We start from the raw sequence: 13,297 nt of genomic DNA on the forward strand, positions 1-13,297 counted from the left end.
GTAAAAAATTTTAACGCTTGTGTACTCCAGCAAATCTTAAACTGTTTTTTAAAGGGAGGGGTCTTTGCAGGTATTCTTTCTTATGAATTATGGTTATGGGTTTTGATGGGTGTGATCAAGGGGCTTAATGTAAAAGACACTGATCATTTCAAGCAAACAGAAATGACCAATGTCTTTGTAGTCGTTCTAAAACATATTTCTTATTGAAAGTATAAATTTAGATTTTTGAATCTATCCATGCATGTATGTTGTCTGTCAATACTGTTAAATTTACCGCGCCATGAATGAGTACTTGATCATTAAATTCTGGCAAAGAAAATTTATCTCCCAACTTTTCTTTAGCCAATTTACGTAGTTCAAGAATACGAATTTGCCCCAATTTGTAAGAGGTTGCTTGCCCTGGCATGACCGCATAGCGCTCTACTTCTCTAGTTAAGGATGCAACGCTTTGCCCAGTATTTTTATGCATCCAGTCAATGGCGTATTCTCGACTCCACTTCTTATAATGAATTCCGCTGTCTACTACAAGTCGAGCAGATCTAAAAAGATCTGATTGTAATCGACCAATATCACCTAAGGGGTCGTCATCGTATAATCCTAGTTCTTTAGCGAGTAATTCTGCATAGAGCGCCCAACCTTCACCATATGCGCTAAACCACAACATATTCCGAATCATAGGCATATCGTCAATTTCCTGAGCGATACTCACTTGTAGGTGGTGACCAGGGCTGGCTTCATGATAAACCAGAGTTGGCAACGAAAGGATTGGCCAGTCAGCCGTATCTTTTAAGTTTATCCAAAAAACACCTGGGCGAGAGCCGTCTAAGTTCGGTGAGGTATAATAGCCACCGGGAGAACTGTCTTGCTCATAAATTGATATACGACGCACTTCAACTTCGGCCTTTGGAATGGTGTTAAGAATATTAGGCAGTAATAGCTCTACTTCTCGCATTTGTAAGTTGAGATCGTTCAATAACTTATTTCGACCTTCATCGGTATTTTGATATAGATTGGCGGGATCTTCAGACAAAGCAATGACTCTATTGATGACTTCCCCTTCTGAATGACCGATAGACTTTAACAGTTCGTCTATTTCAGCCTTAATACGTGCAACTTCGTCCAGGCCTAATTGATGAATTTGTTCGGCAGTCAGATCTCCAGCGCCAAAATTTTGTAACGCTAATTCATATAATTTTTCACCATCGGGCAATACCCAAATACCGGGTTCACTTTGTGCTGACGCTAAAGTGGCAGTTAGTGCTTTTTGCAGTCTGCCATAACCTGGGTAGACTTTTTCCAAAGTGATTTTTTCAGCGCGCTCTATATAGTCTGCTCGTTCTGCATCACTAATCTCTGCTACCGATTTTAAACGGTTGTCTAACACCACCACTAGTGGGTTTTCAGCCGCAGCGCCACTCGTCATGCCAGAGATAACTTTTAACGCACCTTCAATGGCAAATTTAGGTGGAATTAAACCGTGTTTGGCATCTAAGGTCACAACATCAGCCATATCTGTATAGGCTTTTTCTAACAAACTTAGTCGCGTTAGATAGTCTTCTACATCGGCTTTATTGTTGAGTGGTTGTTCAGTTTGTAGAGCTCTTGGCAAGTCAATGTGTATTCCCGTTAACTGAGTGATTGCATAAGGGCTATAGATAGATAGTGGATAAAAAGCACCAAATACATAGGGTTCAAATTGTTTTGTCATTGCGATGGCACTGGCTAAGACATCATAAGTTGTAGCCGCTGTACCAGTTAATAATGAACGATCAATTTTTAATAAATCAGCTTCCATTGAATCACGTAATGCTTTTGACTTGGCAATATTTTCAACAGAGTAGTCTCCAAGCTTGTTGTTAAATTTCCCGCCGAAATATTCTTCCGATACACCTAAGGTTGTCGCCAGTGTTGGTGTAAGCTGCAATAACGCTTTAGTTTGTTTGTCCATCAAGGCTAAAAATGCAGCCGTTTCGTCTTGATTAGTTTGTTGCTGAACTACTAATTTAACGTCTTGCTTACTCTCTGGCATTTGAGGATGACTAAAACAAGCCACTAAGTTAAGTGTCATTGCTGTTGTGATGCATATTTTGAATAATTTCATATTGCTTCCTTTGCTTTGGGTTTACTTTTAATAAGTATTTATTTTTCTCTATCCTTACAAATTAGCTTAATTCAGCTTTTAGCACTTATTTTTTTCTATATTCGAGAGCTGGAGCACGATCACCAATCATAGACTTATATTTCAACGCGTCTTTTCTTTCAAGGTATTCTTTTTTCGCAGCTTCAATATTGTCAGGGTGAGCAAATAAATCGATAGCAGTTTTAGTTAACACTTCACTCGCCAGATACATACCTTTGTAGCCAATATCCGTACCACTCATCGCTGATGCTTGCCAAGTATGAGGAGGCGTGCCTTTTACCCATGTTGCACTTGAGATACCGACTGTTGGTACTTGCCAGCTCACATCTCCCACATCAGTTGAGGCTGACCACACCGCGATCTTTTCACTAAATGGAACTGAACTACTGTGTTCTTGCAAATTAAAAGAATGATTTAACGTTTCGCTTATATTGCTAGCAAATGCTTGTTCATCTTTTGACAATGTAATCGGTTGGGCAGCAACAATAGCTTGGTCCGCTATTTTCGATAGAGCCACGTTAGGGAGTACGCTCCACACTCCGCCTGTCACTTCTACTTCAACTCTGGTTTGTGTGCCTAAAGCTGCCCCCTCGGCAGCATTGTTCAATCGATCCCATAAAGATAAGACTGTTGCAGGCTCAACAGAGCGCACGTAATAATACACTTCAGCAAATTCAGGCACTATATTAGGAGCAGTTCCACCATGGGTGATCACATAGTGTATACGTGTCCCATCGGGCACGTGTTCACGCATTAAATTAACCATCATGTTCATGGCCTCAACCGCGTCTAAAGCCGAACGTCCTCTATCCGGCGCAGCAGCGGCATGGGCGGCAACACCATAAAACCGAAACTTACCACTTTTATTGGCTAATGAAGTATAAGGAGCTGCGGTTGTTCTATCTGATGGGTGCCAATGCAATGCCACATCGACATCATCGAACAAACCTTCTCTTACCATGTAAACTTTACCGGATCCCCCCTCCTCTGCTGGCGTGCCGAACACCTTTATCTTTCCTTGTTCAGGATGTTTATCTAGATAGTCAGCTAACGCTAAAGCGGAGCCAATCACGCCTCCGGCAAATAAATTATGCCCACAAGCATGTCCAGCATGTACATGGCCATTGGTCGATATCGGTTGTTTATCAGGTGTGTTTTTCACCCCCATTCCTGGTAACGCATCCATTTCTGCCAGTAAGCCAATAACTGGCCCAGTATCTCCGTACTCCGCAACAAAAGCTGTGGGCATGCCTGCAACCCCTGTCTTGATGGTGAACCCACGTTCAGCCAATGCTGCTTGCATCAATGCGCTGCTATCATGCTCAAGAAAACCTAATTCAGGCGCTTCCCACATGGATTTAGCGATTTGCTTCATTACAGATTGGTAGTTTTTTGAAGATGAATCGATACTTTGTTGGTTTTGGCTGTGGCTAAGACTTGAAAATCCAAACACTACACATAAAAAGCTCGCGAGCAGTGTTTTGTTAAAGTTAGTTTTCATATTTGATTCTCACAGTATGCTGCCTTGTTAATTTTAGTTCTACCATTCTAAAATGCTTATAACAATTCTACATCAGTATCACAGGCTTGATTAAATATAACTTTAAGGATTTCACTTATAGAATTGATGGTTCTTAACATCAAAGGAAGGAAGGTTTTTAGTTTACCCATGGCTAAAGTAAACTAAAAACTGCCTGAATTGTTAACCTAATTGAATTCGACTAGGGTTTAATACCCTTTTAAATAATTAACTCTTGGCGCTTCTAAAAGCTGTGACCAAGAACCGTAAGTTGGGTTGCCTAAGATGAACCATTTAACTCCCCAATTATCTTGATAATCAATGACTAGGTCTTTTCTAGCTGATGGCGTAATTCCCTTTTTTACATTTGGCAAAAAATCACCAAGATCATCACCGATCAACATGATAATTCGATAGGACTCAGCGACTAATTCTCGTCTTGATTGCTTTTCAGAACTCCAATCGGCTTTTTCTTTTTTAAGAAAAACATCCTCAGAGTCGACTTGGTTAATACCCACGCTCTTTAAGTTGTTAATGGTTTCTTGCTTTTGCGGACAATGACTAGAATTTTTATCCCGTGATTTACATTCACGGTTAGTGATATAGATTATTTCAACGCCCATTTGTTGCGCTTTATTGATAAATGCTACTGCACCAGGAATTTCAGGTGCCGACTGCATAGACACCCATTGGTCCCACTTTTTCGGATCATAGCTATAGTCATTTAAAATCATATCGGCTTGAAACTGTGAGTTGTCCAGTACTGTTTCATCCACGTCTAAAATGATGGCTGGCGGTAAGTTCCCATAGTTGTCTTGTTGCTCGATGGCAGAAGTCCAACTTGTATCTTGTATTGCATTATTTAATTGCAACTCCGCTGCTTTATAGGTTTGCAACGCATTAGCTTTATATTCTGCCGAGGTTTGCATCCATAAGGTACTGTTTAGATTCATTAATTCATTTGAACTGCTTGGTGTTGATTCCTTATGAACCACTACACAGCCACTTAAGCTGACTGCCAATAAAACACTACATAGAGGAACTGAATATCCCATTTTTAATATAACTCCTAAATTACTAACGCTATGGCGCTATTCCTGTTGAGAGGCGCAGGTTATGATACTTGCAGTCCCACCTATTGATCCAACTAACTCTTCGCCAATTTTGTGTATTTCATCTAATTCTAATGGCCATGGATAAGATCTGGACGAAAATGGAAATAACACGTAAAGAATATCACCTTTGGGCGCCCCTGCTCCATTTCGAGGATTGACGTTATTACCGCCAAGATTTTCAGCTAAGGCCATGGACATTTCCCCTAAACTTGCATTTGTTGGTCCAACATCGGCTACCACAAAAGCACTGTGTTCCCCTGATTTAAGGTTAACAGCAACGCCAATATCCCCTAAGCGTCCAGTGCCTTTTTTATTATAAAATTTTCCTGGATAGACTAAATATGGGATCTTGGTCGCATCTACGTAACGAGAAACATCTAAATCAGCCTTACTTTTATCAAATAAAGATGTTTTTGATATGAAATAACCAGCGAAGTCACCGTTCGTTTGTACATAGGGTTTAGTGGGATCACTGGGATCTGCAACTAACACTGAGTTCCACCAATTACTATTTGGATAACCCGCATTTAAGTAGTTATCTAACCCAGTATTTTCAGGGTGATAAGCATTAGGCGCGCCATCTGCATCTATTGCCTTATGCTCTGTTTGGAATAAAAACGCCGACTTAGTTGGATTACGTAATAACTTCTGTTGTTTGTATTCTTGCCAAGGTTCGAATTGACACTCTTCAGCCTGCACCCAAAAACTAGGTAAAGATAATAACAGCGACAAATTAACTAGCAGTATTTTTGCAAGGTTTTCCATTTGAAACTCCTAATTTAATTTAAATACAAACTATAGTCGAAGCTGTCAATACCAGTGCTTTTTGTTTTACCGAGATTTTATGCCATCAAACAAATCGTAAAAGTTCTTGGTAGTCGCTGCAGCGAGCTCTTCCACACTCACGCCTTTCAATTCAGCGATAAACTCTGCCACCTCCACCACATAGCCTGGTTGATTTTGTTTGCCACGATACGGGATCGGAGCCAACCAAGGCGAATCGGTTTCAATTAGCAACTTATCCAAAGGCAGGGCTTTTACTACGGCTTGTAACTCTTGAGCGGATTTGAAAGTAACGATACCTGAGATGGAAATATAAAAACCCATTTCGATGGCTGCTTTAGCCATTTCTAAAGACTCAGTAAAGCAGTGTAATACTCCTTTAGTATGCTCGGCTTTATGTTCGCGCAACAAGGACAAGGTATCTTCTCTTGCATCTCGAGTATGGATAATTAATGGCTTAGATAGCTCATTGGCAACTTTGATATGATCAATAAAGGATACAAGTTGCACTTCTTTAGTATCACTACTGTAAAAATAATCTAACCCAGTTTCCCCCACTGCAACGACCTCAGGTCTAGCTGCCATGACTAATAAATCGTCATAACTGCAAGCGTCTTCTTGATGTAAAGGGTGGACACCACAGGAAACCGACACGTCATCAAAGTCACTGACTTTGGACAACATCTGGGGAAAGTCTTTTACTGAAACTGCGACACACAGAAAATGATCCACACCTCGTTGTTTAGCAAAGTGAATGACTTCTTGTAACTCTTCACTTGTTTTATCTAATTTGTCGAGATGACAGTGGGAATCTACAAACAAAAAATAACTCCTATTTTAATTAGCGTGTTAGCGCATTAAGCGGTAATAATCCGTTAGTATATCGGATAATATCAATAAGCGATTCACCCCCGGATTTTGTAATGCTTTAGAGGCTTTAATTAATTTATCTTCTAGCTTCCACAATAAATTGTTATGTAAACCCGTGATAGCCAATTTTGATAAATCATATTGCAGCCATAAAACCACTTGTTCCGCCTCTTTTTGCCATTTATCGGCAAGGGTTAAAGAACTTGCTTGGGCTTGTTTCAACTGATTTAACGAAGCGGAAAAATCCTCAAAAGTGATTCCGTCTTTGTTAGCAAGCTGAGCAATGACCTTAAGGGGGCATTGCCCATATATCCGAATAATATCGTCGTTTACACCCGCAATATTTTGCGACGCCAACCACTGCTTACATTGTTCGAAACTTGGTGCCTGTAAATTCACTTTTTCACAACGACTAATAATAGTTGGCAATAATCGTTCAGGAAAAGCGGATATTAAAAACAGAAAGGTATTTTCTGTGGGTTCTTCTAAGGTCTTCAATAATGCATTGGCCGCAGATTCGGTCATACTTTCTGCTTGTTCAATAATGAGAACTTTGTTTCCAGAAAGGTGTGCGGTACTGGTTAATTTTTGTATTGCATCACGAATGAGATCCACACCTATTTGTTTATCTGAGGCGACTCGATGCAAATCAGGATGGGATTGAGCGTCAAAAAGTGAACAGGATTGGCAATTTCCGCAGGGCTTTTGGTGGGCACTTTTACATAAAATGGACTTGGCTAAAGCTAAGCTAAAATCCGTCTTACCAATTCCCACAGGCCCTTTAATTAAAAGTCCATGATGCAAGCTACTATTTTGTGCTCGATGCCCAAGCTGAGAATAAGATTCGGCTAACCAAGGGTACACGATTGATCCTTTAAAAAGCAGCTTAAAGCGGTTTGAATATCTGCATGAACGTTTTCTATTGTTTGCATTGTGTTGATGGTAACTATACTGTCATCCTGTTGGCACAGTTGCAGATATCGTTCACGTGTTCGTTCAAAAAAGGAAATGTCTTCCAATTCGATCCTATCCAACTCCCCTCTACCTCTAGCTCTTTTTAATCCTTCTGTAGGTTTAACATCCATATACAGAGTGAAGTCTGGTTTGAAGCCATTTAACGACAATTCACTTAAGGTTGTCATTTTTTGGCTTGAAATTCCTCGACCGCCACCTTGATAAGCTTGAGAGGATAAATCATGGCGATCACCTATCACCCAATCCCCTTGAGATAAGTGAGGCTTGATTACGTTTTCAAGCAATTGCACACGGGCTGCATACATCAGCAGTAATTCGGCTTCTATTGTTACCTTTTCCTGCCAAGGATGTTTGACACATTCTCGAATGGACTCGGCCATGGGAGTTCCTCCAGGCTCTCGGGTACACACTACCTTTAGTCCTTGATGTTCGAGTTGTGCTTTAACTGTGGCGATAGCGCTACTTTTACCTGCGCCTTCTAACCCTTCGATAACGATAAATTTACCAGACATTTAATTAGTTACTTTTACTTTTTTTAAGTTGATACTGCCTAACGGCTCGATTGTGTTGTTGTAACGTTTCAGAGAAATAATGCGTACCATCACCTTTGGAAACGAAATAAAACTCTTCTGTATACAAAGGATGCAACACCGCATCGATACTTAACTTGCTTGGCATTGCAATGGGTGTTGGAGGAAGCCGCTTGATTACATATGTATTGTATGGGGTAGCTTGCCTAAGATCTTTACGCCTAATATTACCATCGAATGCTTCGCCCATTCCATAAATCACCGTTGGGTCTGTTTGCAAACGCATACCTCTATTGAGCCGGTTAACAAATACAGCAGCTATGCGAGGTCGCTCAATGGGCACACCCGTTTCTTTTTCTACAATTGAAGCCATGATCAACGCTTCATATGGACTTTCATAAGGTAAATTTGCTTGTTTGGTTTGCCAAGCTTCTGAAAGATAACTGGTGAGTGCTTGATGAGCTGTTTTTACAATATCCTCTACTTTTGTTCCACTGGTAAAATGGTAAGTATCCGCCAATAACCAGCCCTCGATAGACTGACCGGGTAAATCAGGATCCAACATTTCAAGCCATTGTTCGTTGCTTTTAGATGATTTCACTAAATGAGGATGATTATTTAATTGGATTAGCCAATCTTGCCAGCGTAATCCTTCTATTAGACTAATTTGATAAGTTTTCTCTATTCCTCTAGATAACTTATTAAACATATTACGTGCGCTCATGCCTAAACTTAACTCATAAGTACCGGCTTTTATTTGGCTTAATTCAGGTTCAAGTTTTAGTGCTGCTTTTACCAATACGGGATGTTTGATTATTGAACGCTCATATAATTTATTAATCACTGAGTGAGCGTATTGTCCCTTTTTAACGACTAGTATTTGACTACCAACGATGTTCAATGGATTGTTAAACGCGGTATTAATCTGGTAGACCATAACAATCATGACAGCAAAACAAAACACGATGCTGCCTAGTAGAAACTTTAACCACCTACTCATTTAATACTACCTCGTGTTGATTGGCACAAAACCAATCAGAAAATACACTTTCAGTGCTATCTAAAACCCGTTGTTGCTCATCCATGTTGATTACTTTGACGTTTATAATTTTCATTAAACTATTGCATATAAATGCTTCGTCACATTCAAGTAAGACTGAAGTTTTGAACAAAGAAACCTGCAAAGGCACCTTATTTTCTCTCATTACACTAACAATATGGTTACGCATAACCCCTGCGACACCGCTGTACTCCAGCTTTGGGGTAAACCATTGCCTACCTTTGCGCCAAAACAAATTTGCAGCACTACATTCAATAATATTTGAATCAGTATCACATACAATGACGTCATCAACGTCCATGTTTTGCATTTCATGTTTAATTAAAACTTGTTCCAAGCGATTTAAATGTTTAATACCGGCTAACAAAGGTTGCTTGGCTAATTGTATGTTACTCAGCCCGACAGTCATGCCTTTGCACCTTAAATCGGTATACTGTGATGGAATTTCAGACAAACTAATATAGCAATGGGCTGAATCAATCCCACTTGTTCCGTAACCCCGACCACCAAAGCCCCTGGATATTACCGCTTTAATTACCTGCTTTTGGTAATTTAGAGCAATATTTTCAAGTCTATCTTGTAAATCACCCCAATGGTTAAAATCAATTTTTAAACGTTGGCAACCGTCTTTTAATCTGTTGATATGTGCAGTTAACAGTTCAATCTTCTTATTATTCACACACATGGTAGTAAAACAACCGTCACCATAGGAAGCAATCCTATCGTTACTCAAAATTCGGTCATTTGTGGAAAGTTCGATAATCATTTTTTACCAACAAAAAAGCCCAGTTCTTACTGGGCTTAATCTTAAACTATTGAATGTGCTACGCAATAATTCAATTTAAAATGTGACTAGATTTTTTTAAATAACAAAGAACCATTAGTGCCACCAAAACCGAAAGAATTACACAACGCATATTCCATACTGACTTTTCGAGCTGTGTTGGCAACAAAATCCAAATCACATCCTTCACCTGGATTATCCAAGTTAATTGTTGGAGGCGCTATTTGATCTTGTAGTGCTAATATCGTGAAAATACCTTCCACAGAGCCAGCAGCACCTAGCAAATGACCTGTCATTGATTTGGTTGAGCTTACTAGTACTTTATCAGCGGCTGAGCCAAAGATGCGTTTAACCGCTGCGACTTCAGCCTTATCACCAGCCGGTGTAGAAGTACCATGAGCATTGATATAACCAATTTCACTGGCCGGTAATTTAGCATCATTCAATGCATTTTCCATCGCCGCTGCTGCACCCTCACCGTCTGCTGGTGGCGAGGTCATATGATAAGCATCACCACTCATACCAAAACCCACTAGTTCAGCATAGATTGTGGCACCTCTGGCTACCGCTTGTTCATACTCTTCAAGCATTACAACCCCAGCACCCTCGCCCATCACAAAACCATCACGGTCTTTGTCCCAAGGGCGACTTGCCTTAGTTGGATCATCATTACGGGTCGACAATGCTCTAGCCGCGGCAAATCCACCTAAGCCTAAAGGCGAGATTGAAGATTCTGCACCGCCCGCTAACATCGCATCAGCATCACCATAAGCGATGGTACGCGCGGCAATACCAATATTATGAACACCGGTAGTACAAGCAGTAACAATATTTAAATTAGGACCTTTCAAACCTTCAAAAATAGATAAGAAGCCTGAAATCATATTAGTAATAGTGGCAGGAACAAAAAAAGGTGTAAGTTTCCTAGGACCACCGGCTAACATTTTTTTATGGTTTTCTTCGATAAGACCTAATCCACCAATACCAGAACCAATTGCCACACCTACTCTTTTTGCGTTTTCAGCAGTAATTGCCAATTTAGAGTCGGCCAAAGCTTGTTTTCCCGCGGCTATTCCTAATTGAATAAAGCGGTCCATTTTTTTGGTTTCTTTTTTGGGGATATAACTTTCCACATCAAAATCTTTAATTTCCCCAGCAAAGCGAGTACTAAAATCAGATGTATCAAACGATGTGATAGGACCTATTCCACTTTTACCTTGTAAAATGCCGTCCCAAGTTGAATTGGTGTCTCCACCTAAGGGGGTCAGCATGCCAAGACCCGTTACTACTACGCGACGTTTAGACACATAGGCCTCCGCATAAAGTTTATTATTTTATGTATAAAGAAAAAAACGGCTCAGACTGAGCCGTTTATAGGAGTATCTTACGCGTCTTTATTAGCGTTAACGTAGTCTATTGCAGACTGAACTGTTGTAATTTTTTCTGCTTCTTCATCTGGAATTTCAGTATCGAATTCTTCTTCCAAAGCCATTACTAATTCAACAGTATCTAGTGAATCCGCACCCAAATCATCAACAAATGACGCTTCAGCTTTTACTTCTTCTTCTTTAACGCCCAATTGCTCGACGATGATCTTTTTAACGCGTTCTTCGATGTTACTCATGATTCTAGTTTTCCCTATAAGTAGCTAGAGTTTAAATTTCCGGTAGTTTATTCAGCTAGCCTCTGTCTTGCAAGTAAGACAATTAACTTTTTATCTGGTCAAACCACCGAATCAAATTAGTCTAATAAACAGTACATTAACAATCACCTTCTAAAAGTGTGACCGTTTAATACGTTTATTATCCCATATACATACCACCGTTTACATGGATAGTTTCACCCGTTATGTAAGCGGCATTATCACTTACTAAAAAACTAACAGCTGCGGCAATCTCTTTTGGCAAACCTAATCTGTTAGCTGGAATATCTTTGAAAATGGCTTCTTTTTGCTCTTCAGTCAATGACTTTGTCATATCTGTATCAATAAAACCTGGCGCTACAACGTTTACGGTAATGCCTCTGGAAGCAACTTCACGCGCCGTTGATTTACTAAACCCGATAACACCAGCTTTTGCTGCTGCATAATTAGCTTGTCCTGCGTTACCCGTAGTACCGACAACCGAGCCTATGTTCACTATTCTACCACTACGTTTTTTCATCATGCCACGTAAAACTGCTTTAGTCAGTTTAAAAATAGGCGTTAAGTTGGTATTTAGAATATCTTCCCACTCTTGATCTTTCATTCGCATCAGCAAATTATCACGAGTCACACCTGCATTATTAACTAAAATATCAATTTCGCCATGATTTTCTTTAATTTTAGTCAAAACTTCATCAAGAGACGTCTGATCAGTTACATTTAATGTTAGACCATGACCACCAAATTTAGAAAGATAATCGGTTATGGAATCAGCACCTTTATCAGATGTGGCCGTTCCTATGACTACCGCACCTTGTTCAGCCAATGACTCAGCAATAGCTCTTCCAATACCACGACTAGCACCAGTAACTAGAGCAACTTTTCCATTTAAATCGTTCATTATAATACCTTAATTACAGTAGTTTTTGGACTGATTCGACTGTGTTTAATGAGTCGGTTTCGATACTTTTATTGATCCGCTTAATAAGACCAACAAGTACTTTACCTGGACCTACTTCATACATTTTTTCTACATTTTGAGCAGCCAGAAACTCAATGGTTTCCGTCCACCTTACCGGACAATAAAGCTGTCTAACCAACGCATCTTTTATGCTATTTGCATCAGTAGCTGACATTACATCAACGTTATTAATAACAGTAACACTAGGCTGTGCAAATGTAATGGATTCTATCAAAGCAGATAACTTCTCAGCTGCAGGTTTCATTAATGCACAATGAGAAGGAACACTTACAGGCAATGGTAATGCTCTTTTAGCGCCAGCTTCTTTACACAAATCTGCAGCAACTTTTGCTGCTTCAGTGGTACCGGCAATTACGACTTGTCCTGGCGAGTTAAAATTAACCGCAGAAACCACTTCACTGGTTTGTTGCTGGGCTTTTTCACATGCACTTAGAATAAGATCATCAGCCAAGCCAATGATCGCATACATAGCGCCCTTACCTGCTGGCACGGCTTGCTGCATGAATTGACCTCTAGCTTCAACCAATTTAACGGCTTCTTTTAGGCTGATAACATCGGCACAAACCAAAGCAGAATATTCGCCTAAACTGTGACCAGCCATATAATCTGGTTTGTCACACCCTAAGTCTAAGAGTAATCGATAAATGGCTACACTTGCAGTCAATAACGCAGGTTGAGTGATGTGAGTTTGATTGAGCTGTTGATTTTCATCATTTTGAACCAAATCCCACAAGTCATAGCCTAACGCTTCTGAAGCTTCACTAAAAGTCACTTGAATTTGTGGATAATTCGCGGCCAGATCGGCCAACATTCCAACTGTTTGAGATCCCTGACCGGGAAACACAAAAGCTTGTTTAGTCATAAAACATACCTTGGGTGAATTTAAACAAATAGAAA

General features: G+C 40.0%; 13 protein-coding genes. All 13 read right to left on the bottom strand.

Annotation, left to right across the window (positions count from 1 at the left end; genetic code table 11):
• Positions 1 to 217 precede the first annotated feature (217 nt).
• The 13 genes from AB6T38_RS04285 to fabD all read right to left on the bottom strand — a co-directional run bounded on the left by AB6T38_RS04285 (position 218) and on the right by fabD (position 13,262).
• Positions 218 to 2,101, bottom strand: coding sequence for a DUF885 family protein (locus tag AB6T38_RS04285; RefSeq protein WP_372546147.1), 1,884 nt, complete (start codon positions 2,099 to 2,101; stop codon positions 218 to 220).
• Positions 2,102 to 2,186: 85 nt separating this feature from the next.
• Positions 2,187 to 3,641 (bottom strand): amidohydrolase, encoded by a 1,455-nt coding sequence (locus AB6T38_RS04290; protein ID WP_372546148.1) that lies wholly within the window; start codon positions 3,639 to 3,641, stop codon positions 2,187 to 2,189.
• A 227-nt stretch (positions 3,642 to 3,868) separates the two neighbouring features.
• A complete protein-coding gene (locus AB6T38_RS04295) occupies positions 3,869 to 4,714 on the bottom strand; it encodes a 5'-nucleotidase, lipoprotein e(P4) family (protein WP_372546149.1) in 846 nt (281 codons plus the stop codon).
• A 36-nt stretch (positions 4,715 to 4,750) separates the two neighbouring features.
• Positions 4,751 to 5,539, bottom strand: coding sequence for a hypothetical protein (locus AB6T38_RS04300; protein WP_372546150.1), 789 nt, complete (start codon positions 5,537 to 5,539; stop codon positions 4,751 to 4,753).
• Between the two features lie 66 nt (positions 5,540 to 5,605).
• Complete coding sequence (locus tag AB6T38_RS04305; RefSeq protein WP_372546151.1) at positions 5,606 to 6,379, bottom strand: TatD family hydrolase; 774 nt, start codon at positions 6,377 to 6,379, stop codon at positions 5,606 to 5,608.
• 27 nt (positions 6,380 to 6,406) lie between these two features.
• Complete coding sequence (gene holB / locus AB6T38_RS04310; RefSeq protein ID WP_372546152.1) at positions 6,407 to 7,291, bottom strand: DNA polymerase III subunit delta'; 885 nt, start codon at positions 7,289 to 7,291, stop codon at positions 6,407 to 6,409.
• A complete protein-coding gene (gene tmk / locus AB6T38_RS04315; protein WP_372546153.1) occupies positions 7,276 to 7,914 on the bottom strand; it encodes a dTMP kinase in 639 nt (212 codons plus the stop codon). The genes holB and tmk overlap by 16 nt, the downstream gene beginning before the upstream one ends.
• Before the next feature lie 4 nt (positions 7,915 to 7,918).
• The gene (mltG, locus tag AB6T38_RS04320) at positions 7,919 to 8,932 is read right to left on the bottom strand and encodes an endolytic transglycosylase MltG (protein WP_372546154.1); all 1,014 of its coding nucleotides are present in this window, start codon (positions 8,930 to 8,932) and stop codon (positions 7,919 to 7,921) included.
• On the bottom strand, positions 8,925 to 9,758 hold the full coding sequence (pabC, locus tag AB6T38_RS04325; RefSeq protein ID WP_372546155.1) for an aminodeoxychorismate lyase: 834 nt from the start codon (positions 9,756 to 9,758) through the stop codon (positions 8,925 to 8,927). Before pabC ends, mltG begins: the two co-directional genes overlap by 8 nt.
• Positions 9,759 to 9,844: 86 nt before the next feature.
• Complete coding sequence (gene fabF / locus AB6T38_RS04330) at positions 9,845 to 11,083, bottom strand: beta-ketoacyl-ACP synthase II (RefSeq protein ID WP_348490459.1); 1,239 nt, start codon at positions 11,081 to 11,083, stop codon at positions 9,845 to 9,847.
• A 77-nt stretch (positions 11,084 to 11,160) separates the two neighbouring features.
• The gene (gene acpP / locus AB6T38_RS04335) at positions 11,161 to 11,400 is read right to left on the bottom strand and encodes an acyl carrier protein (protein WP_008844663.1); all 240 of its coding nucleotides are present in this window, start codon (positions 11,398 to 11,400) and stop codon (positions 11,161 to 11,163) included.
• A 178-nt stretch (positions 11,401 to 11,578) separates the two neighbouring features.
• The gene (gene fabG / locus AB6T38_RS04340) at positions 11,579 to 12,319 is read right to left on the bottom strand and encodes a 3-oxoacyl-ACP reductase FabG (protein ID WP_372546156.1); all 741 of its coding nucleotides are present in this window, start codon (positions 12,317 to 12,319) and stop codon (positions 11,579 to 11,581) included.
• A 13-nt stretch (positions 12,320 to 12,332) separates the two neighbouring features.
• Positions 12,333 to 13,262 (bottom strand): ACP S-malonyltransferase, encoded by a 930-nt coding sequence (fabD, locus tag AB6T38_RS04345; protein WP_372546157.1) that lies wholly within the window; start codon positions 13,260 to 13,262, stop codon positions 12,333 to 12,335.
• Positions 13,263 to 13,297: the final 35 nt, after the last annotated feature.

The organism is Aliiglaciecola sp. SL4, from assembly GCF_041538045.1.
In the GTDB taxonomy this organism is placed as follows: domain Bacteria; phylum Pseudomonadota; class Gammaproteobacteria; order Enterobacterales; family Alteromonadaceae; genus Aliiglaciecola.